Annotated in this window: 20 protein-coding genes; 11 read left to right on the forward strand and 9 right to left on the reverse strand. The window is 71.0% G+C overall.

Translation table 11 applies throughout. The annotated features are described in order from the left end of the window. Together QO011_RS33600 and QO011_RS33605 are read right to left on the reverse strand one after the other, a co-directional pair. Positions 1-1652, reverse strand: a 1652-nt coding sequence (locus QO011_RS33600; protein WP_307282317.1) for a DNA translocase FtsK 4TM domain-containing protein, incomplete at its 3' end; no start/stop codon positions are given. A 91-nt stretch (positions 1653-1743) separates the two neighbouring features. Then, positions 1744-2739 (reverse strand): LysR family transcriptional regulator, encoded by a 996-nt coding sequence (locus QO011_RS33605; RefSeq protein ID WP_307282318.1) that lies wholly within the window; start codon positions 2737-2739, stop codon positions 1744-1746. A 91-nt stretch (positions 2740-2830) separates the two neighbouring features. Here QO011_RS33605 and QO011_RS33610 point away from each other — a divergent pair, with 91 nt between their 5' ends. Then, entirely contained in the window at positions 2831-3463 is a 633-nt protein-coding gene (locus tag QO011_RS33610; RefSeq protein WP_307282319.1) for a malonic semialdehyde reductase, read from the forward strand. A gap of 6 nt (positions 3464-3469) precedes the next feature. Here the strand turns inward: QO011_RS33610 and QO011_RS33615 are convergent, their stop codons facing one another. Next, a complete protein-coding gene (locus tag QO011_RS33615) occupies positions 3470-4111 on the reverse strand; it encodes a methyl-accepting chemotaxis protein (RefSeq protein WP_307282320.1) in 642 nt (213 codons plus the stop codon). 157 nt (positions 4112-4268) lie between these two features. Between QO011_RS33615 and QO011_RS33620 the strand changes: the two genes are divergently transcribed. The 4 genes from QO011_RS33620 to irrA all read left to right on the forward strand — a co-directional run bounded on the left by QO011_RS33620 (position 4269) and on the right by irrA (position 7536). Continuing rightward, on the forward strand, positions 4269-5012 hold the full coding sequence (locus QO011_RS33620) for a rhomboid family intramembrane serine protease (protein ID WP_307282322.1): 744 nt from the start codon (positions 4269-4271) through the stop codon (positions 5010-5012). Between the two features lie 201 nt (positions 5013-5213). Continuing rightward, entirely contained in the window at positions 5214-5963 is a 750-nt protein-coding gene (locus tag QO011_RS33625; protein WP_307282324.1) for an electron transfer flavoprotein subunit beta/FixA family protein, read from the forward strand. 22 nt (positions 5964-5985) lie between these two features. Next, positions 5986-6930 (forward strand): electron transfer flavoprotein subunit alpha/FixB family protein, encoded by a 945-nt coding sequence (locus QO011_RS33630; RefSeq protein WP_307282326.1) that lies wholly within the window; start codon positions 5986-5988, stop codon positions 6928-6930. A gap of 138 nt (positions 6931-7068) precedes the next feature. Then, positions 7069-7536: an iron response transcriptional regulator IrrA gene (gene irrA, locus QO011_RS33635; RefSeq protein WP_307282327.1), complete on the forward strand. Its 468-nt coding sequence runs from the start codon at positions 7069-7071 to the stop codon at positions 7534-7536. A gap of 71 nt (positions 7537-7607) precedes the next feature. On the opposite strand, the gene QO011_RS33640 is transcribed toward irrA, so the two are convergent. Further along, positions 7608-9755 (reverse strand): putative bifunctional diguanylate cyclase/phosphodiesterase, encoded by a 2148-nt coding sequence (locus tag QO011_RS33640; RefSeq protein WP_307282329.1) that lies wholly within the window; start codon positions 9753-9755, stop codon positions 7608-7610. A gap of 127 nt (positions 9756-9882) precedes the next feature. Then, positions 9883-11463 (reverse strand): murein biosynthesis integral membrane protein MurJ, encoded by a 1581-nt coding sequence (gene murJ / locus QO011_RS33645; RefSeq protein WP_307282331.1) that lies wholly within the window; start codon positions 11461-11463, stop codon positions 9883-9885. A gap of 142 nt (positions 11464-11605) precedes the next feature. Here murJ and QO011_RS33650 point away from each other — a divergent pair, with 142 nt between their 5' ends. Continuing rightward, entirely contained in the window at positions 11606-12604 is a 999-nt protein-coding gene (locus tag QO011_RS33650) for an adenosine kinase (protein ID WP_307282333.1), read from the forward strand. Here the strand turns inward: QO011_RS33650 and QO011_RS33655 are convergent. Both QO011_RS33655 and QO011_RS33660 read right to left on the reverse strand, forming a co-directional pair. Beyond that, positions 12570-13100 (reverse strand): hypothetical protein, encoded by a 531-nt coding sequence (locus QO011_RS33655; RefSeq protein WP_307282335.1) that lies wholly within the window; start codon positions 13098-13100, stop codon positions 12570-12572. The two genes, QO011_RS33650 and QO011_RS33655, sit on opposite strands and share 35 nt — an antisense overlap. A 64-nt stretch (positions 13101-13164) precedes the next feature. Further along, complete coding sequence (locus QO011_RS33660) at positions 13165-14076, reverse strand: LysR substrate-binding domain-containing protein (RefSeq protein ID WP_307282337.1); 912 nt, start codon at positions 14074-14076, stop codon at positions 13165-13167. 126 nt (positions 14077-14202) lie between these two features. Here QO011_RS33660 and QO011_RS33665 point away from each other — a divergent pair, with 126 nt between their 5' ends. The 3 genes from QO011_RS33665 to QO011_RS33675 all read left to right on the forward strand — a co-directional run bounded on the left by QO011_RS33665 (position 14203) and on the right by QO011_RS33675 (position 15646). Further along, complete coding sequence (locus QO011_RS33665; RefSeq protein ID WP_307282339.1) at positions 14203-14595, forward strand: tautomerase family protein; 393 nt, start codon at positions 14203-14205, stop codon at positions 14593-14595. A 110-nt stretch (positions 14596-14705) separates the two neighbouring features. Then, complete coding sequence (locus QO011_RS33670) at positions 14706-15095, forward strand: cupin domain-containing protein (RefSeq protein ID WP_307282606.1); 390 nt, start codon at positions 14706-14708, stop codon at positions 15093-15095. After that, a complete protein-coding gene (locus QO011_RS33675) occupies positions 15092-15646 on the forward strand; it encodes a DUF4865 family protein (protein WP_307282341.1) in 555 nt (184 codons plus the stop codon). The genes QO011_RS33670 and QO011_RS33675 overlap by 4 nt, the downstream gene beginning before the upstream one ends. Before the next feature lie 46 nt (positions 15647-15692). On the opposite strand, the gene QO011_RS33680 is transcribed toward QO011_RS33675, so the two are convergent. After that, positions 15693-16697 (reverse strand): 2-hydroxyacid dehydrogenase, encoded by a 1005-nt coding sequence (locus QO011_RS33680; RefSeq protein WP_307282343.1) that lies wholly within the window; start codon positions 16695-16697, stop codon positions 15693-15695. 161 nt (positions 16698-16858) lie between these two features. Here QO011_RS33680 and QO011_RS33685 point away from each other — a divergent pair, with 161 nt between their 5' ends. Both QO011_RS33685 and QO011_RS33690 read left to right on the forward strand, forming a co-directional pair. Beyond that, positions 16859-17590, forward strand: a complete 732-nt coding sequence (locus QO011_RS33685; protein ID WP_307282345.1) for an SH3 domain-containing protein — start codon at positions 16859-16861, stop codon at positions 17588-17590. A 49-nt stretch (positions 17591-17639) separates the two neighbouring features. Next, positions 17640-18257 carry a hypothetical protein gene (locus QO011_RS33690; protein ID WP_307282346.1) on the forward strand — a complete coding sequence of 206 codons (618 nt, stop codon included), beginning with the start codon at positions 17640-17642 and terminating at the stop codon, positions 18255-18257. A gap of 9 nt (positions 18258-18266) precedes the next feature. On the opposite strand, the gene QO011_RS33695 is transcribed toward QO011_RS33690, so the two are convergent. Continuing rightward, entirely contained in the window at positions 18267-19733 is a 1467-nt protein-coding gene (locus tag QO011_RS33695; protein WP_307282347.1) for a hypothetical protein, read from the reverse strand. Between the last annotated feature and the right edge of the window lie 88 nt (positions 19734-19821).

Here is a 19821-nt window from a genome sequence, read left to right on the forward strand (position 1 = left end):
ACCGACTTGCCCGAGCCGGTGGTGCCGGCCACGAGCAGGTGCGGCATCTTCTCCAATTGGGCGATCACCGGCTCGCCGCCGATGGTCTTGCCCAGAGCCAGGGCGAGCTTGAACTTCGACTTCTCGAAATCCTGGGAGGCGATCAGCTCGCGGAAATACACCATCTCGCGCTTGGCATTGGGCAACTCGATGCCGATGACGTTGCGCCCGGGCACCACGGCGACGCGGGCCGAGAGAGCCGACATCGAACGGGCGATGTCGTCGGCGAGGCCGATCACCCGCGAGGACTTGATCCCCGGCGCCGGCTCCAGCTCGTACAGCGTCACCACCGGGCCGGGCCGCACATGGATGATCTCGCCGCGGATGCCGAAATCCTCCAGCACGCTCTCCAAGAGCCGTGCATTCTGCTCCAACGCCTCCGTCGAGACCACCGCGCCGACCTGCTTGCGCGGCTCGGCCAGCAGCGAGATCGGCGGAAACTCCCAGCGGTCGTGGCCGAGCAGGTCGGGCTGGCGCTCCAGCTCGGCCCGGCGGCCGGGCTTGGGCGGAGCGGCGGGCATCGAGACGCGGCTCGTCGCCGGGGCGGGCGTCTCGCGCTCGGCCGCCTCGGCGGCGCTCATCAGCCGGCGGGCGGGCGCGGCCGGCGACGCCGGCCGGCGCGTCGGCTCGGCGGCGAAGGGCGGCGCATCCGGCTCGTCCATGTCGGGCGGCAGGTCGAAATCCGGTTCGTCGAGGGCGACGGCCTGGTTGGGACGGCGCGCATCCGGGCGCGGCGTGGTGCGGGGCGCCAGCGTCGGCTCGCGCCGGCCCGGCGGCGCGTCGACCAGGTAGTCGGACGGCTCGATGCGGGCCAGCACGTCGCCGATGCCGATGCGCCGGCCGTCCTCGCGCGCCCCGGCGCGCTCGCGGCGCGGGCGGCGGCGGGTCAGGGCGTGCTTGAGGGTGAGCACCCAGTGCATGAGCGCACCGAGGGAGACGGCGCGCCGTTCCTCCTCGTCGTCCTCCTCATAGGCCGGCAGGCGCGGCTCGCCACGCATGCGGATCGGCATCTGCGGCGCTCGCTGCTCCGGCCGCGGCCGGTGGCAGAAGAAGCCCGAGGCGACGACCAGCGCCGCCATCATGCCGGCGCCGAGCGCCAGGGTGAGCAGGCTCTGGCCGAACCCGGCGCCGCGGGTGAAGAACAGGATGGCGGGAACGCCGAAGACCCAGTCGCCGACGACGCCGCCAAGGCCGGTCGGCAGCGGCCAGCGCTGCGTCACGGGGAAGCCGGCGGCAAAGCCCGCGGCGAGGGCCGAGCCGAGGATCCAGGTCGAGAGCCGCAGCTTCTCCGAATCGACCAGCTTGTGGGCGAGCAGGCGCCAGCCCCAGAAGGCGAGCGGCAGCAGCACCGCGACGGCGCCGAGGCCGAAGAGCTGCATCATGATGTCGGCGACCGCCGCGCCCGGCGCGCCGAGCCAGTTGCGCACCGGCCCGGCGGTGGCGTGGTTGAGGCTGGGATCCTGGACCGACCAGGTGGAGAGGGCGATGGCGGTGAGGCCCGCCAGCGCCAGCAGCGCCATGCCGCCGAGCTCGGTGAGGCGGCGCGCCAGCATGCCGCGCACCTCGTCTGGCAGGGAATAGCTCCGGGAGAAGCCGCGTCTGGTGGTCCGCATCACCGAGCCTCGAAACAGGGGGCCCGGCGCCAACCCAACGCCACGCCACCAAACCTGGCCCGAGACTAGGCAGCCGCGGTTAAGGGGCGGTTTATGGTTGAGCGCTCGTTAAAGCCGCGATCGGCCGGGCCGGCTCCGACGGCCGGAGCAGGCCGGCCAGCGATGCGCCGGGAGCGGCGCGCTTGCACGGCCGCCACACGGCGAGGCGGGCGCGCAGGTCGGCGATCAGCCAGCGTCCGGCGCGGCCGAGCCGGTCGTCGCCGCGGCGCACCGCGTGCAGGGCCAGCACGAAGCCTTCGCTCTCGGGGATGACGAGGGGGCGCAGCCGGCCGGCGTCGATATGCTCCTCGACCAGGTGGATCGGCATGTGGCACCAGCCGAAGCCGGCCAGGAGGAAGTCGAGCCGGGTGGTGAGGTCGGCGAAGCGCCAGACCCGCGGGGAGTAGATGTGGCCGCGCAGGTTCGGCGTCAGCGACGAGCGGTCGGTGAGGATGAGCTGCGTGTGGCGCTCCAGCGCGGCGCGGCCGACCGGCCCGGGCTCCTGCGCCAGGGGATGGCCGGCGGCGACCACGGGCACCATGGCGATGTGGGTGAGCAGGTCGGCTTCGAGGTCCTCGGCGCCGGTGGCGAGGATGGTGTAGATCGCCAGCCGCACCATGCCGTCGCGCAGGCGCTGCTCCGGCGCGCCGAGGCCCTCGGTGAACAGGGCCACCGGCAGGCCGGGGAAGGTCTGCTGCAGCGCCTTGAGGCTCGCGGTCAGCACCTCGCTGGGAAAGACCGCGTCGACCGCCAGGGTCAGCTCCGGCTCCACCCCGTCGGCGATGGCCTCGGCCCGGTGGCGCAGGGCGGCGGCGCGGCGCAGCACCTGGCGCGCCTCCTCGACCATGGCCAGGCCGGCTTCGGTGACCACAGGCGTCTTGCCCGACCGGTCGAACAGGACAAGGCTGAGCGTCTCCTCCAGGGTCTGCACCGTCTGGCTGATGGCGGACTGGACGCGGCCGAGCCGGCGCGCCGCGCCGGAGAAGCTGCCGGTCTCGACCACGGCGACCAGCACCTTGAGCTGGGTGAGTGTCAGAGCATCTATCATCTCGCCCGATAGTTCATATCATTATTTGTCCAATTGCAATGATGAATGTTGCACCGCACATCATGGGCGACATCCCATATGGAGATCCGCCATGACCATTGCCGTCCGCAACGCGACCGCCGACGCCGGCAAGCTCGACGACAAGCTGGAGTCTCGGGCCCTCGACCAGCTCTTCCGCGAAGCCCGCACCCATAATGGCTGGCTCGACGTCGCGGTGCCCGACGCGCTGCTCGCCGAGGCCGTCGACCTTGCCAAGCTCGGGCCGACCGCGGCGAATTCCTCGCCGCTGCGCATCGTCTTCGTCCGCAGCCCCGAAGCCAAGCAGCGGCTGAAGCCCACCCTCGCCCCCGGCAATGTCGACAAGACCATGGCGGCGCCGGTGACGGCGATCCTGGCCTATGACCGCAAGTTCTACGAGCATCTGCCGAGACTGTTCCCGCATGCCGACGCGCGGTCCTGGTTCGCCGGCAACGAGGCCTTTGCCGACGACAGCGCCTATCGCAACGGCACGCTGCAGGCCGCCTATTTCATCCTGGCACTCCGTGCCGTCGGCCTCGACGCCGGTCCGATGGGGGGCTTCGACGCCGCCAAGGTCGACGCCGAGTTCTTCCCGGGCGGCCAGGTGAAGTCGAACATCCTGGTCAATATCGGCTATGGCGACGCGTCCAAGCTCTACCCGCGCAGCCCGCGCTTCGCCTTCGAGGAAATCGCCTCGATCGTCTGAGGCGGCTCAGGCCGCCATCGCCCCGTCGTCGTCGAGCTTGCTGATCAGGCGTTCGATGACGCGGGCGTTGACGTCGCTCTGGGCGGCGAGGTCGACCATCTCGCGGGCGACCACGGTGAAGCCGAGCCCGTGCTCGCCGGCGCGCACCGCCTCCAGCCGGGCGTTGAGCGCGAGCAGGCGCAGCGTCTTCAGCGTCTTCATGATCTCGCCGGTGGCGCTGGCGATCTCGCGCGCCGCCTGGGCCCGGCCGCCGATATCGGCCTGGCTCTTCACGTCGAGGATGACGCCGTCGAGATAGGCGGTCTCGCCGGTGGCGGGATCGTGGTAGGCGCCGCCGGTCTCGAAGATCGGCCGCCATTCTCCGCTCCTGGCCTTCAGCCGGTAATGGATGCGCCAGCGCTGCCCCGTGGCAAGCGCCTCGGTCACCGCCTTGTCGACCTTCGCCTGGTCGTCGGGATGGGTGATGGCGGTGAAGGACTGCCGGGTCGAGATGAACCAGTCCGCGTCATAGCCCAGCGTCGGGGTGAAGCCCGACGACAGGTGCAGCATGGTGAAGTCCTTGTCGTTGAGGCAGCGGTAGAAGAAGCCGTCGATCTTGTCGGCGATGCTGCCGACGAGGCTCTGCGTATGGTCGACTTCGGCCACCATCCCATCGATTCCCAAACGTTTGCGACACTTCGGCACAGGTTAGGACATTAACCCTAACGCTGGGTTAAGCGACAGGAATGCCACGCCGGCCGGGGAAGCGCACGCGGCCCGCGGCGCCGCTTGCCGCCCGGGCGCGCCGGGTACATTGTGCGCTGCGATGCTCATTCCGCTCTACGACGACAATCCGGTCCGCCGTATCTCGCACGCCTACGTCAACTGGGCGCTGATCGCGGTCAATGTCTTCGTCTATGCGATCTTCCAGTCCGGCCACGTGCTCGGCGTCAAGCTCGCCGACGCCACCTCGATCTCCTTCGGCATGATCCCGGTGGTGCTGTTCCACCAGATGGACCTGCCGGCCGAATATGTGGTGATCCCGCAATGGCTGACGCCGGTGACCTCGTCCTTCCTGCACGGGTCCTGGATGCACCTGGCCGGCAACATGCTGTTCCTGTGGGTGTTCGGCGACAATGTCGAGGACGATCTCGGGCATGTCCGCTACTTCGTGTTCTACATCGCCTGCGCCGCGCTGGCGGCCCTGGCCCATGCCTATATGCAGCCGCATTCGACCAGCCCGCTGATCGGCGCCTCGGGCGCGGTGTCGGGCGTCGTCGCCGCCTATGCCCTGCTGCATCCGAGGGTGAAGATCTGGGTGCTGGTGCTGTTCCGCATTCCCTTGAAGATGCGGGCGATGTGGGCGATCGGCGTTTGGGTGCTGTTCCAGGCGGCCAACGCCTATTTCGCCGGGCCCGACGACGAGACCGCCTGGTATGCCCATCTCGGCGGCCTCGTCTCCGGCGCCGTGCTGACGCTCCTGCTCAAGCGCGCCGACGCCCCGCTCTTCGACCGCGGCGAGGCGCTGATCATGGAGGCCCCGCCGTCGGACGGCGAGCCGCCCCCGTGAGGCCGGCCGAGGGCCGGTTTCGGCGCCGGACCGGTTGAAAAATCGATGGGGGAACACTAGGGTCCCCGCCGCCATCGGACGCCGGACAGTGCGATCGCGACGCGGCGTGTCGGTTCGCCGCTAGCAGACGATCCGCAAGCCCCCTATCCGGTCGCCCAGCTGTTTTTCACCCGACATGGCCTGTCGCCCTGGAGGAAGTCCATGAAAGTCCTGGTGCCCGTGAAGCGGGTGGTCGACTACAACGTGAAGATCCGGGTGAAGGCTGATGGCTCCGGGGTTGACCTCGCCAACGTGAAGATGTCGATGAACCCGTTCGACGAGATCGGGGTCGAGGAGGCGCTGCGCCTGCGCGAGGCGGGCAAGGCGAGCGAGGTTGTGGTGGTGTCGATCGGGCCGGCGCAGGCGGCCGAGACGCTGCGCACGGGCCTGGCGATGGGGGCCGACCGCGGCATCCTGGTCAAGACCGACGCCACGGTGGAGCCGCTGGCGGTGGCCAAGATCCTCAAGGCGGTGGTGGAGAAGGAAGCGCCCGGGCTGGTGATCCTGGGCAAGCAGGCGATCGACGACGACATGAACGCCACCGGCCAGATGCTGGCGGCGCTGCTGGGCTGGCCGCAGGGCACCTTCGCCAGCAAGGTCGAGGTGCTGGACGGCGCCCTCGACGTGACCCGCGAGGTCGACGGCGGCCTGCAGACGGTGTCGCTGACGCTGCCGGCGATCGTGACGACGGACCTTCGCCTCAACGAGCCGCGCTATGCCTCGCTGCCCAACATCATGAAGGCGAAGAAGAAGCCGATCGACGAGACCTCGCCGGAGGCGCTCGGCGTCGACGCGGCGCCGCGCCTGACGGTTCTGAAGACGGTGGAGCCGCCGGCGCGCCAGGCCGGCAAGAAGGTCGGCTCGGTGGCCGAGCTGGTCGAGAAGCTCAAGACCGAAGCCGGCGTGATCTGAGGCAGGGAAAGGGAAGACCGACATGACCACGCTTCTCGTCGCCGAACAGGACAACGGCACCCTCAAGGACGTGACCGCCAAGGCGCTGACCGCGGCCCGGGCGATCGGCAGCGACGTGCATGTGCTCGTCGTCGGCGCAGGCGCCGCCAAGGCGGCCGAAGCCGCCGCCCGGCTGGAGGGCGTCGCCAAGGTGCTGACATCGGACGATGCGGCCACCGCCCATCGCCTGGCCGAGCCGACGGCCGCCCTGATCGTCTCCCTCGCCGGCAATTACGACGCGATCCTCGCCCCCTCGACCGCGGCCTGGAAGAACGTGCTGCCGCGCGTGGCGGCGCTGCTCGACGTCATGCAGATCTCCGACATCATCGCCGTCGTCGCGCCCGACACGTTCGAGCGGCCGATCTATGCCGGCAACGCGGTGCAGACCGTGCGCTCCAGCGACGCCAGGAAGGTGATCACCGTGCGCACCGCCTCCTTCGCCGCCACGGGCGAGGGCGGCTCGGCCCCGATCGAGGCGGCGGCGGCCGCGGCCGATCCGGGCCTGTCCAGCTTCAAGGGCGAGGCGCTGGCCAAGTCCGAGCGGCCGGAGCTGGCCTCGGCCAAGATCATCATCTCCGGCGGCCGGGCGATGCAGAACCGCGAGAACTTCACCACCTATATCGAGCCGGTGGCCGACAAGCTCGGCGCGGCGATGGGCGCCTCGCGCGCCGCGGTGGATGCGGGCTACGCCCCGAACGACTGGCAGGTCGGCCAGACCGGCAAGGTCGTCGCCCCGGACCTCTACATCGCCGTCGGCATTTCCGGCGCCATCCAGCACCTGGCCGGCATGAAGGATTCGAAGGTCATCGTCGCCATCAACAAGGACGAGGAGGCGCCGATCTTCCAGGTCGCCGACTACGGCCTCGTCGCCGACCTCTATCAGGCTCTCCCCGAGCTCAAGGCCGAGCTGGAGAAGCTCGGCAAGTGAAAGCGGGGCGAGGCGCTGCGCATGGTCTCGCCGGCCGGGCGGTGCAGCGCTTCGTCGCTGCGCCTTGACGGCGGGTTGCGTCGAGGCCACTTCATCCTTTAAAGTCCGTCAGATGCTTTATCGGTTTTCATGATGCCCATGCCGGCGACGATCCGTTTCGACCACGCCCCCGAAGCCCCGCGCGGCGACACGCAGCGGACGGGGTGCCCGTTCCACGATGTGCGCTCGATGCTGCGTGATGTCGGCCTGCGGCCGACCCGCCAGCGCTTGGCGCTCGGCTGGCTGCTGTTCCAGAAGGGCGACCGGCACATCACCGCCGAAATCCTGCACGACGAGGCCACCCGCGCCCGCGTGCCGGTGTCGCTGGCCACCGTCTACAACACCCTGCACCAGTTCACCGAGGTCGGGCTGCTGCGCGAGTTCGCGGTCGACGGCTCCAAGACCTATTTCGACACCAATGTCGACGAGCACCATCATTACTTCGTCGAAGGCGACAACCAGGTGCTCGACATCCCCGGCGACCTCACCATGGCGGCCATGCCGGCAGTGCCGGAGGGCTACGAGATCAGCCGCGTCGACGTGATCGTGCGCCTGCGCAAGAAATAGGCGCCGCTCCTCTCCTCCGATCCCGGGCTGTCGCTGACGGATGCCGGCCGGCTGCATGTGCGCCCGGCGTGTCAGACCCGCATCGCCTCGGGCAATTCGAGCAGTGCCGTGCGCAGCCGCGCCTGCAGCAGGCGAGCATCGCGGCGGCGATGGGCGATGAACCAGGTCTCGAACCGCGTCGCCGGCATGGGCGCGGCGAACAGGAAGCCCTGGGCGCTGGCGCATTGGTGGTCGCGCAGGAAGCTGTGCTCGATCTTGGTCTCCACCCCCTCGGCCACCACCTCGAGCCCGAGGCCGCGCGCCATGGCGAGCACGGTGCGCACCAGCACGCGACATTCCGGCGTGTCGCCGTCGATGCCGCTGACGAAGGAGCGGTCGATCTTCAGGACGTCGAAGGGCAGGCGCGTCAGGACGGACAGGCTGGAATAACCGGTGCCGAAATCGTCCATGGCGAAGCGCACGCCCGCCGCCCTGAGCGGCGCCATCTGGCCGGCGACGCTGGCGGGATCCGACATGGCGATGGATTCGGTGATCTCCAGCTCCAGCTGTGACGGCGCCGCGCCGCTGTCGGCCAGGATCTGCAGCACCAGGGCCGGAAAATCCTCGCGCTGGAACTGGGCGCGGGAGACGTTGACGGAAAGGCGCGGGTTGAGGCCGCGGCTGGCCCAGAGCGCGGCCTGGGCGCAGACCCGTCTCAGCACGAAGGTGCCGATATCGACGATCAGGCCGGATTCCTCGGCCAGCGGGATGAACTCGGCCGGCGTCACCACGCCGCGTGTCGGATGGTTCCAGCGGATCAGCGCCTCGGCGCCGATGCCGCGCCCGTCGGAGCAGGCGACCTGCGGCTGGAAATAGACTTCCAGCTCGCCGCGCGCCGTTGCCTGCCGCAGATCGGATTCGAGCACGAGGTGGCGATAGGCCCGCTCGTCGAGATCCGGCGAGAAGAAGCGATAGGCGGCACCGCCGGTGAGCTTGGCCGCATCCAGAGCGACACCGGCATTCTGGGTCAGGGTCTTGAAGTCGCCGGCATCCGTCGGCGCCAGGGCGACGCCGACGCTGGCCTTCAGCTCCAGCGCATGGCCGTCGAGATCGAAATCGGCCTCGAAGGCACGCAGGATCCGGCGCAGCACCGGCTCGAGGCCGTGCTCGCCGAGCGGGCCGGCGACCATCACGCCGAACTCGTCGGCGGACAGGCGCGCCAGCGCGGTCTCGTAGGTCGCGCCGGACTTGCGCATCGCATCCTCGCGCCATTCCTCCAGCAGGATGGCGAGGCGGTCGGCCACCTCGCGCAGCACGAGGTCGCCATGGTCGGGCCCGAGCGCGTCGTTGACGCGCTTGAAACGGTCGAGATCGACCACCGCCAGCGCCACGCGGTCACCCGCCTCCCTCAGCCCGCCGACCGCCGCGGTGACACGCTGCTCCAGCCGCTCACGGTTGGGCAGGCCGGTGAGCTGGTCGACGAAGGTGAGCGAGCGGATGGCGGCGGCGGATTCCGACAGGCTCTCCACCATGGAGGAGACGGAGCGGCTGAGCTCGGCGATCTCGTCCTCGCCGGTGATCTCGATCGTGGTGGAGAGATCGCCAGCGGCGATGCGGCGCGTCGATTCGGTGAGCCGCCGGATCGGCATGGTGGCGCGATGGGCGGCCAGCGCCGTCACCGGCAGGACCAGCAGCAGGAACAGGGCGACGACGATCAGGTTATGCCGGATCATCTCTTCCACGGCCGCGTGCATCGGCGCCAACGTCACGCCGAAGCGCAGGCCGCCGACGATCCTGCCGTCGAGCTCGACCGGCTCGGCGACGTCGAGGACGCTGCCGTCGTCGCTGATCCGGGTCGCGCGGTCCCGCAAGGCTGCGTCGAGGAGATCGTCCCGCGGGGCCGCGGATGGGGTGACCGCGGCGGCTCCGTCCGTGACGACGCGGCGGTCGCGGTCGAGCAGCCGGGCATAGACGATATCGGAGCGGGAGACGAAATTGCGCATCGTCGCCGCCAGCTCGGGCAGGCGCCCATCCGCCAGATCCTGCGCCGCCAGGTCGGCGCCGAAGCGGCCGAGATAGACGGCGTGGCGCTCGAGCTCCTGGCGGATCGCCAGGTTCGACTGCACGATGTTGTAGCAGACGAATTCGACGGCGAAGGCGAGGATCAGCGCGGCGAGAAACAGCGTGTAGCGCACGGAGAGCCGTGCATGCCAGCGCCGGAAAGTCCTGATCACACCCATGCAACGCCTCGCCGACGCCCGCGTCGACGCGCCGCCCGATCGCGCATCGCCTGGCCGAGGACGCTCCCGCCCCCGGCAAGACGCACCTCCGCGTCTCCAGGGGTAAGGGGGAATGATTACCGGATGTCTAAGAGACCGTGTTTTCTGCCGCGGATGCGGAGCGGGAGGCCAGGGCGGCGCTGAGGCCGGCCCGGTCGAGGCCGCCGAGGACGAGACAGGCGCCGAGGAAGACCGCAAGGCCGCCGCCGCACAGGGCCGCGAGGGCGGCCAGCCGCAGCCAGGCGGGCACGCCGGTGCCGGTCCACGGCTCGAGCACGGGCACCAGGCCGGCGAGGGCCACCGCCATGACGAGGCCGGCGGCGAGAATGCGCGGCAGCCGGCGGCAGGCGGCGGCATCGAGCCTGAGCCAGCCCCGACGCCAGGCGGCCCAGGCCAGGAGAGCGGCATTGAGCCAGCCCGAGGCGGCGGCCGCAGCGGCGATGCCGACCTGGTGCAGGCTGGGAAACAGCGCCACCGACAGGCCGATATCCGCCGCGACCCCCGCAAGGGCCACCAGGAAGGGCAGGCGCATGCGCGTGCGGGCGAAGAACAGCGGCTGCAGGAGCCGGGCGGCGACGAAGGCGGGCAGCCCCGCCGCGAAGCCGGCGAGAGCGGCGGCCGTGGCGGCGCTGTCGCCGGGGCCGAAGGCGCCGCGCTCGAACAGCACGGCGACGATCGGCGTCGCCGCCACCATCAGCGCCAGCGCCGCCGGCAGGCTGAGGACGGCGGCGAACTCGGCCGCCCGGCTGAGGGCATGGCGCTCGCCCGCGGCGTCGCCGGCGGCGCTGTGACGGACGATGTCCGGCAGCAGCGCGACGCCGATCGCCACCGCCACGATGCCGAGCGGCAGCTGATAGACACGGTCGGCATAATAGAGCCAGGCGACCGCGCCGGGCTCGGGCGAGGCCACGACCAGGCCGACGAAGGCGTTGACCTGGGTGATGCCGGCGGCGGCGACGCCCGGCAGGGCGAGGACCAGGAAGCGCCGCACGGCCGGCGTCAGCCGCGGGCGGCGCAGGGTGAGGCCAAGCCCGGCCCGGCGCAGCGCCATGAGCACGAGGCCGCATTGGGCGAGGCCCCCGATCAGCACGGCCCAGGCCAGGACCCGCGCGGCGGCCTCCTGCCCGGTCCAGCCCAGATGCGGCGCGGCCAGCAGCGCCGCGATGGTGACGACGTTGATCAGCGCCGGCGCATAGGCCGAGGCGGTGAAGCGGCCATGGACGTTGAGCACGGCCGAGGCGACCACCATCAGCGCCGTGGCGAGGCAATAGGGGAAGGTGATGCGCGACAGGGCGACGGCGAGCTCGACCGAGCCGCCGTCGCGGGCAAAGCCGGGCGCGACCAACGCCACCAGGAGCGGCATGGCGAGGAGCGCCAGCGCGGTCACCAGGAGGAAGCCGGCGGCGACGGCGGCGAAGACCTCCTCGGCGAAGAGCCTGCCCTCGCCGCGCGCCGCCGCCTCGCCGTGCAGCGGCACGAAGGCGGTGTTGAAGGCGCCCTCGGCAAAGAGGCGGCGCAGCAGGCCGGGGATGCGGAAGGCGACGACGAAGGCGTCGGCCGCCGGACCGGCGCCGAGCGCCGCCGCGACCATGACGTCCCGCACGAAGCCGAGCACGCGCGAGGCGAGGGTGGCGAGGCCGAGATTGGCGGCATTGCGCGCGAAGGACATGCGGTTTCTATGCTATGGCGAAACGGGGGGTGGCAGCGATACCTGGATACAGCGGATTCCTGCGCCGGCCTCCCGGGCGCGGACCGCCGATCCGGCATCGCCGCCGGTGCCGTCGTCCAACCTCGCAACGCTCGAGAGCTTCATGACCGATATCCGTTTCGACGTCCTCGCCATCGGCAATGCCATCGTCGACGTGTTCGCCCGCACCGAGGACGATTTTCTGGTCCGCGAGGGGCTGGCCAAGGGCGCGATGATCCTCACGAGCGAGGAACGCGCCGAGCATCTCTACGCCGCCATGGGCCAGAGCGTCGAGATCTCCGGCGGCTCGGCGGCCAACACCGTGGTCGGCGTCGCCTCGCTCGGCGGGCGCGGCGCCTATTTCGGCAAGGTCAAGGCCGACGAGACCGGCCGCATCTTCACCCGGGACCTCAGGGCGCAGGGCGTGCACTACCAAACGGTGCCGCTCGAGCACGGCCCGGCCACGGCGCGCAGCTTCATCTTCATCACGCCCGACGGCGAGCGGACGATGAACACCTATCTCGGCGCCACCCATCGGCTCGGCCCGGCCGACATCGAGGAGGAGGTGGTGCGGGCGGCCGCCATCACCTACATGGAAGGCTATCTGTGGGATCCGCAGGACGCCAAGGACGCCTTCCTCAAGGCGGCCGGCATCGCCCACGCGGCCGGGCGGCGGGTGGCGATCACCCTGTCGGATTCCTTCTGCGTCGACCGGTTCCGGGCCGAGTTCCTGCACCTGATGCGCTCGGGCGCGGTCGACACCATCTTCGCCAACGAGCAGGAGCTGCGCTCGCTCTACGAGACCGCCGACATCGACACCGCCCTGCGCCTGGTGCGCGAGGACGTGCGGCTGGCGGTCGTCACCCGCTCGGAGCGGGGGGCTGTCGCCATCGAGAGCGGCGTGGAGACCGCGGTGCCGGCCTTCCCGATCGGCCGGCTGGTCGACACGACGGGCGCCGGCGACCTCTTCGCCTCGGGCTTCCTGTTCGGTCTCGCCTCGGGCCTGCCGCACGAGCGCTCGCTGCGGCTCGGCGCCCTCGCCGCGGCGGAGGTGATCCAGCATGTCGGGGCGCGGCCGGAAGCCTCGCTCAAGGCGCTGGCGCAGGAGCACGGGTTGCTGTGACCCTGAGCGGGGCGGGCTCGAACCCACGGGGAAAGGCGGCGAGATCGTCGACGAGCGGCCCCGGGCCGCGCCCTTCGACCGATGCGGCGACGCGCAGATGGGTGGCCGCGGCGCGGGCATAGGGCAGCCCGCGCTCGAGCTCGTGCCAGATCGCCCGCGCCGGAGCCCGCAGCTCGGGCGCGGCGACGGCCCGCAGCGTGTGCAGCCACAGCGCCAGCCTAGCCGCCTCCCCCGTTCGCCCCTGCCGCGTCAGCGCGGCGATCTGCCGCTGCAGGACGGCGCAGAGCTGCGGCTCCCGGCGCAGCGCCGCGGCGGGATCCAGCAGGTCCCAGCGCGGGGCCAGCCGGTTGCGGATGTCGGCGACCAGAGCGATGAAGAAGCCGAGATCCCGCCCGCTGAGGCCCTGCAGCTCGCGATGAAAGGCGAGCATCTCGGCTCGCTGGGGGCGCAGCGCCGCCTTCGACAGGAGCTCGGAAAACCAGGCGAGGACGGTCATGAGGTGGCGCAGCGGACCTCGAGGGCTCGCACACTAAACCGCGCATTCCTGAGCAAAGGCTGAATCATGCGGCCTCCGCGCCGCGCGGGGCGGCGGCCGGAGCCGCGCCGCGCACCGCCTGCAGCAGGATCTCGGCGAGGCGGGTGGCGGCCGGCCCCGGCTCGGCCTCGGCACGGTGCAGGACGAGGCCGAGCCTCGGCAGCGGCGGCAGGCCGCCCTCCCCCGGCGTCAAGGCCCGCACGCTCGCAGGCAGGCCGACGGGCGTGCGGACGGTGATGCCGAGCCCGGCGGCGGCCGCAGCCCAGAGCCCGGCCAGGCTCGGGCTGACGAAGGCGAGGCGCCAGGCGATGCCGGCGCGGTCCAACGCCGCCGTGGCGGCGGCCCTGAGCTGGCACGGCGCCTCCAGGGCGGCCAGCGGCAGCGCCTCGGCGCCCGCGGGCAGCGGCCCGCTGCCCTCCGCCGGCCCGATCCAGCGCATCGGCAGATCGAGCACCGGCTCGCAATGCGGGGTCGGCAGGCCGGTGCTCCAGGCGAGGGCGAGATCGAGCCGGCCCGCCGTCACCCGTTCGACCAGCTCGGCATTGCGCACCACGCGCGCCTCGATACGCACCCGCGGATGGGCGCGGGCGAAACGGCCGAGTACGGCCGGCAGCAGGCTCTCGCCGAAATCCTCCTGCAGGCCGAGGCGCACCCAGCCTTCCAACTCGATGCCGCGGAGCGCGGCGGCCGCCTCGTCGTTGAGATCGAGCAGGCGTCGGGCATAGGCGAGCATGGTCTCGCCCGCCTCGGTCAGCGCCAGGCCGCGCCCGGCCTTGCGGAACACCGCCGTCCCCGCCTGCTCCTCCAGCTTCTTGAGCTGGGCGCTCACCGCCGAGGTCGAGCGGCCGAGCCGGTCCGCCGCCTTGGCGAAGCTGCCGAGCTCCATGCCGGTGACGAAGCTGCGCAGGACGTCGAGATCGAAAGTGACCCGTGGCATCGTATCGTCCTGATTTTCAGGATATATTGTTAAAAACTTCCTGATTTTCGGGACGAAGATGCCGTGCCATAGATTGGCCGTCAAGGGCGCCGCCACTGTCGCGGGGCCGCAGAAGGAGCCGTCTCCATGCCGTTCACCCGCATCTCCCTGCTGCGGGGCAAGAGCCCCGCCTATCTCGAGGCGATTTCCAACAGCCTGCATCAGGCCCTGGTCGACGACTTCGACGTGCCGGCCGCCGACCGGTTCCAGGCCTTCCACCAGCACGAGCCGGGCGAGCTCGTGTTCGACCGCCACTATCTCGGCGGTCCGCGTTCCGACGATTTCGTGCTGTTCGCCGTCACCGCCGGCCGGCCGCGCTCGACCGAGGTGAAGCAGGCCTTCTACAAGCGCCTGGTGGCGCTGCTGGCGCAATCGCCCGGCATCCGCCCCGAGGACGTGATGGTGATCATCACCACCACCAGCCGCGACGAATGGTCCTTCGCCAATGGCGGGGCCCAGATGATCGAGGCGCAGCCATGAGCGGGGGTGTCGTCGCTTGCCCGGCCGCGATGACCGGCAAAGCGGACCGCGCTGCGACGATCGACAAGGTCGATCGCGCGGGGACGATCGGCAGAGCCGATCGCGCGGGGATGATCATCCGCCGGGCCGGTGCGGGCGTCCGCCGCGCGCCCGACGGCATCGCCTCCGGCCCGTTCTGGGTGGAGATGCTGCTGGAGAGCGCCGTCGAGGGCGAGAACACCGCCATGCGGGCGACGCTGGATCCGGGCGTCGTCACCCATTGGCACAGCCATCCGCGTGGACAGATCCTGATCGTGCTTTCCGGCGTCGGCCTCGCCCAGCGTGACGGCGGCGCGGTGGCGGAGATCCGCGCCGGCGACTGCGTCTGGTTCGCCGCCGACGAGCGCCACTGGCATGGCGCGGCGCCGGAAAGCCCCTTCTCCTATGTCAGCATCCAGGCCGTGCAGGGCGGCACCGCCGTGCACTGGATGGAGCCGGTCGCCGAGAGAGACCCGTCATGATTGCGATGCAGTACAGCTTCACCCTGCCCGCCGACTACGACATGGCGATCGTCGAACGGCGCATCGTCGAGAAGGGGCCGATGCTCGACGGCTTTCCGGGCCTCGCCTTCAAGGCCTATCTCAGCGCCAGGGCCGGAGACGCCGGCAGCCGCGAGAACCTCTATGCTCCCTTCTATCTCTGGGAGAAGGACGAGGGCCTCAGCGACTTCCTCACCGGCGAGGGCTTCGTCGGCCTGACCCGGTCCTTCGGCTGGCCGACGGTGCGAACCTGGATCGCCTGGCAGGCGAGCCTGTCGGGGCACCTCGCCGAGGCCGCCTTCGCCACGCGCGAGATCCTGGCGACCGAGCCCCACGCCCCGCTCGGTGCCATCCGGCGCAGCGAGAGCGCGGCAGCCGCTGCCGACGTCGAGAGCGGCGGCGCGCTCGCCGCGGTCGCCGGCTTCGAGCCGACGACCTGGACGCGCGTGCGCTTCCGACTCTGGCGCGACAAGCCGGAGGGCGGCCGGGACGTGCAGGTCTACGGCGTGGGCCACATGTCGCTGGGCGCCTGAGCTCCGGAAGGTCACCATGCGCCCGGCCGCCGGAGGCGGGCGGCGCTCACAGCATGCTGGGCAGCACCCGGTCCGGCGGCCGATGGCCGTCCATGAAGGCGCGGATGTTGACGACCACCTTCTCGCCCATGTCGATGCGGCCCTCGATGGTGGCCGAGCCCATGTGCGGCAGCAGCACCACGCGGTTGTTCTTGGCGAGCTTGACCAGGCGCGGATTGACCGCCGGCTCGTGCTCGAACACGTCGAGGCCGGCGCCGGCGATCTCGCCGGCATCGAGCATCTTGGCCAGCGCCGTCTCGTCGATCACCTCGCCGCGCGCCGTGTTGACGATCACCGCATCCTTGCGGATCAGCTTCAGCCGGCGCGCCGAGAGCAGGTGATAGGTGGCGGGCGTGTGCGGACAATTGACCGAGATGATGTCCATGCGCGCCAGCATCTGGTCGAGCGAATCCCAGTAGGTCGCCTCCAGCTCCGCCTCGATCGCCGGGTCGACATGGCGGCGATTGTGATAGTGCACCTGCAGGCCGAAGGCTTTGGCGCGCCGGGCCACGGCCTGGCCGATGCGGCCCATGCCGATGATGCCCAGACGCTTGCCCCAGATACGGCGGCCCAGCATCCAGGTCGGCGACCAGCCCGGCCAGGCGTTGTTGCCCTCCGGGATGACCCGCGCCCCCTCGGGGACGCGGCGCGCCACGGCCAGGATCAGCCCCATGGTCATGTCGGCGGTATCCTCCGTCAGCACGCCGGGCGTGTTGGTGACGGTGATCTTGCGGGCGGTCGCCGCCTCGACGTCGATATTGTCGACGCCGTTGCCGAAATTGGCGATCAGCTTGAGACTGTCGCCGGCCGCCTCGATCAGCTCCCGATCGATACGATCGGTGACGGTGGGCACCAGCACGTCGGCGGTCTTCACCGCCTCCGCGAGCGCCTCGCGCGACATCTTCTCGTCGGTGAGGTTGAGCCTGGCGTTGAAGAGCTCGCGCATGCGCGTCTCGATGGTGTCGGGCAGGCGTCGCGTCACCACCACGAGCGGCTTTTTCCTGACCGTCATCCCTGTACCCCCGCGGACTTTAAGACCACGTTCACCCCGTTGGCGGAGATTAGCCGGATATCGCCTCGCGCCGCTCCCTGTCTAGCAGAGCCGGCGTGACTGCCAAAGGGCTGCGCCGGATCGCGTCTGCGGGCCGGCTGGCAGCGGTCAAGGAAAGTGCCATGTCGCGTCGCGTGCCGCGTTTGAGTCTCCTGGCCCGCCTGGGATTGGGCGGCATGGTCGGCGCGGCCATCCTCGTGGCCGGCATCACCATCCACCAGCGCTGGCGGCACGGGGCCACGGAGCTCCCGGCGGGACCCGCGACCGTGGCCGCGCCGGCACCCGTCGCGACGCAGCCCCGCGGCATCGACATGATCGGGCGCATGCTCGCCGGCAAGGGCCAGGACAAGGGCGCCGACAAGCGGCTCGCCGACGTGACCGGCTCGATCGCGCCGCCCCAGGCGCCGAAGCCGGCGCTCGGTCCGGTGACCGGCCTGCCGATCCCGCGCTTCGTCAGCCTCAAGACCGACCGGGTGAACGTGCGCCAGGGACCGACCCGCGACCAGAGCGTCGCCTTCATCTTCCAGCGCGCCGGCCTGCCGATCGAGGTCACCGCCGAGTTCGAGAACTGGCGCCGCATCCGCGATTCGGAGGGCGCGGAAGGCTGGGTGCTGCAGAACCTGGTCTCCGGCCGGCGCACCGCCCTCGTCTCGCCCTGGTCCAAGGAGCCGTCGCTGACGCTGCACCGGCACGCCGACGCCGCCAGCCCGACGGTGGCGCGGCTGCAGCCCGGCGTGCTCGGCTCGATCAAGACCTGCGACGGAGAATGGTGCCACATCCGGGGCGAGGGCTTCGACGGCTGGATCGAGCAGAACCGGCTGTGGGGCGCCTATCCCGGCGAAGAGGTGGATTGACGCCCCGCCCGGCCGGGGGCACCGTCGCACCCTGTCGCGGCAAGACCCCATGGATCGCATCCGCCTGACTGTCAGCGGCATCGCCTCGATCGAGGAGGCCCGCCTCGCCATCGCCGCCGGTGCCGACGCGGTGGCGCTCGCGCCAGGCCTTGCCGGCCCCGCGGACACGGCGCGGGCGCGCATCGCCGCGGCCGTGCCGCCGCCCGTCGCCGTGATCCTGCCCGTGGCCGCCTGGACCGCCGGCGCCGTGGCAGCGCAGGCCGACCTCAGCGGTGCGGGCACGGTCCAGGTCGAGCATCCCATCGATCCGGAGGACTATCCCGGCATGCGCCGCATCCTGCGCGGCCGCCGCTTCATCCAGCGCCTGCCGATGGCGGAGCCGGAGGGGGCCGCCCACACCTATGGCGGCCTGGCCGAAGCGCTGCTGCTCGATGCCGGCACCGACGCCGGGCGCGACTGGGCGGCCGCGCGCCGCATCGCCGCGGCGTCCCCGCTGTTCCTGGCCGGCTTCGCCGACCCTGCCGCCATCGCCGCGGCCGTGGCGGCCGTGCGGCCCTGGGGCATCGACGCCGGCGCGGCGCTGCGCCGCTCCGGCCGTCTCGACCCCGACCGGCTCGCGGCCGTGGCCGCGATGCTTCAGGCAGCGGGCAGGGCACCCGCCGCCTGAAGCGCCGTCCTATTGCTGCTGCTGCTGGGTCGGCGGCTGGAGCTGCTGACCGTTGACGCTGACCGAGCCGTCCTTGGCCATCTCGATCTTCCAGAGCGCCTTGCCGCCGTCGCCCGGCTTGGCCAGGGCCTTGGCCATGCCCAGCATCATCAGCGCCTGCTGCTTGTTGGGATCCTGATCGGTCGAGGTCTGCAGGTCGGCCATCGTCTTGTCGAGGCCGTCGGCGGTGACGGTGGCGCTGACCTCGGGCGGCTGCGGCAGGATGGTCGCGCCGCCTTCGAGCGCCAGGGTCAGGGACGGAGCGGTGACGCCGCCGGGCTTCAGGGTCAGCTTCAGCGGGCCGTTGACGAAGTAGCCGGCGAGCTGGTCCTGCACGTCCTTGGGCCAGGGCTCCTTGCCGCCGACGTCGAGCTTGTCGACGGCCAGACGCGACACCGCCTCGAGGTCGGGACCGGAGAGGCGCATCGAGACGTCGAGCGCCGACGGCAGGGCCGGCTTGGCCCAGGCCGGGACGAGGCCCTCCGGCAGCTGCAGGCCGTCCACCTTGATGCCGAGATCGTAATAGGCGTCCTTGCTGGCGCCGGAAAGGCCCAGGGTCTCGGTGAAGGCCGCGGCCTTGAACGCGCCCATCGGCGTCTCCACCGCCACGTCCTTGAAGCTGATGGTGCCGCCGATGCCGTTCCACAGCGGCAGGGCGGCGAGCAGGCGCGCCTTCAGGTCCGCCTGGGCGGCGGCGGCCTTGTCCTTGCCCGGATTGGCGGCGAAGAAGGCGAGGATCTCCAGCAGGCTCTTCTGCCGGGCGCTGTCGATGTCCATGTCGAGGGCGACCTCGCCCGTCTTTATGGTCACCGTCACCGGCGCCTCGCCCGACTTGATCGTGACGGTCTCGGCGAAGCCGGCGCTGACCTGATGGATCTTGGCGGTGACGGCGCCATCGGCGGCGCTGGCGCCCTGCAGCGTCATCGTGGTCGCGCCCTGCTCGCCCTGGGCATCGCCCTCGGGCGAATGGGAGGCGAAGGTGACCTTGTCGACCTTGCCCTCGCCGCTGGTGAAGGCCGCGAGCTTGGCGTCGAACGTGCCCTCGAAATGATAGTTCTCGGCGGCGATCTCGACGGTCTCCTCGCCGCCTTCCTTGTGCTGGACCAGCTTGAAGGCCGGGAAGCTGTCGGCGGTGACCGTCCAGGTGCCGTCGTCCTTGGGCGTGGCCTCGAAGGCGAAGGGCTGGACCGAGACGTCGACCTTGCCGTCGGCGGGCGTCATGCCGGCGACGATCTTGGGCAGGTCGATGGTGACGGTGTAGGCGTCGGTCCCCGGCGCCACGCTGACGATCTTCTGGTCGATGGCCGGCTGGCCGACATAGGTGGCGAAGGCAGCGGCCAGCTCCTTGGCCCCGTCTTCGGAGATCGTCTGCGCCCCTGCGGGCGAGGCCGCCAGCATCAGGGACAGGATCAGGGCTCGTCTGGTCGCCGTTCGCATCTCGGTCTCCGACTTGGCTATGCGCGACGGGACGTCGCGGCGCGGGAAATTCCCACGCCCGTTTCGCCGCGGCAATCGAAAAGATCGG

The sequence above is a fragment of the Labrys wisconsinensis genome (assembly GCF_030814995.1).
Lineage (GTDB): Bacteria > Pseudomonadota > Alphaproteobacteria > Rhizobiales > Labraceae > Labrys > Labrys wisconsinensis.

Excerpts from the sequence above, each read along its gene's own strand:
- QO011_RS33605 (WP_307282318.1), bottom strand. The coding sequence starts at position 2,739 with ATGATAGATGCTCTGACACTCACCCAGCTCAAGGTGCTGGTCGCCGTG.
- QO011_RS33610 (WP_307282319.1), top strand. The coding sequence starts at position 2,831 with ATGACCATTGCCGTCCGCAACGCGACCGCCGACGCCGGCAAGCTCGAC.
- QO011_RS33615 (WP_307282320.1), bottom strand. The coding sequence starts at position 4,111 with ATGGTGGCCGAAGTCGACCATACGCAGAGCCTCGTCGGCAGCATCGCC.
- QO011_RS33620 (WP_307282322.1), top strand. The coding sequence starts at position 4,269 with ATGCTCATTCCGCTCTACGACGACAATCCGGTCCGCCGTATCTCGCAC.
- QO011_RS33625 (WP_307282324.1), top strand. The coding sequence starts at position 5,214 with ATGAAAGTCCTGGTGCCCGTGAAGCGGGTGGTCGACTACAACGTGAAG.
- QO011_RS33630 (WP_307282326.1), top strand. The coding sequence starts at position 5,986 with ATGACCACGCTTCTCGTCGCCGAACAGGACAACGGCACCCTCAAGGAC.
- irrA (WP_307282327.1), top strand. The coding sequence starts at position 7,069 with ATGCCGGCGACGATCCGTTTCGACCACGCCCCCGAAGCCCCGCGCGGC.
- QO011_RS33640 (WP_307282329.1), bottom strand. The coding sequence starts at position 9,755 with ATGGGTGTGATCAGGACTTTCCGGCGCTGGCATGCACGGCTCTCCGTG.
- murJ (WP_307282331.1), bottom strand. The coding sequence starts at position 11,463 with ATGTCCTTCGCGCGCAATGCCGCCAATCTCGGCCTCGCCACCCTCGCC.
- QO011_RS33650 (WP_307282333.1), top strand. The coding sequence starts at position 11,606 with ATGACCGATATCCGTTTCGACGTCCTCGCCATCGGCAATGCCATCGTC.
- QO011_RS33655 (WP_307282335.1), bottom strand. The coding sequence starts at position 13,100 with ATGACCGTCCTCGCCTGGTTTTCCGAGCTCCTGTCGAAGGCGGCGCTG.
- QO011_RS33660 (WP_307282337.1), bottom strand. The coding sequence starts at position 14,076 with ATGCCACGGGTCACTTTCGATCTCGACGTCCTGCGCAGCTTCGTCACC.
- QO011_RS33665 (WP_307282339.1), top strand. The coding sequence starts at position 14,203 with ATGCCGTTCACCCGCATCTCCCTGCTGCGGGGCAAGAGCCCCGCCTAT.
- QO011_RS33670 (WP_307282606.1), top strand. The coding sequence starts at position 14,706 with ATGATCATCCGCCGGGCCGGTGCGGGCGTCCGCCGCGCGCCCGACGGC.
- QO011_RS33675 (WP_307282341.1), top strand. The coding sequence starts at position 15,092 with ATGATTGCGATGCAGTACAGCTTCACCCTGCCCGCCGACTACGACATG.
- QO011_RS33680 (WP_307282343.1), bottom strand. The coding sequence starts at position 16,697 with ATGACGGTCAGGAAAAAGCCGCTCGTGGTGGTGACGCGACGCCTGCCC.
- QO011_RS33685 (WP_307282345.1), top strand. The coding sequence starts at position 16,859 with ATGTCGCGTCGCGTGCCGCGTTTGAGTCTCCTGGCCCGCCTGGGATTG.
- QO011_RS33690 (WP_307282346.1), top strand. The coding sequence starts at position 17,640 with ATGGATCGCATCCGCCTGACTGTCAGCGGCATCGCCTCGATCGAGGAG.
- QO011_RS33695 (WP_307282347.1), bottom strand. The coding sequence starts at position 19,733 with ATGCGAACGGCGACCAGACGAGCCCTGATCCTGTCCCTGATGCTGGCG.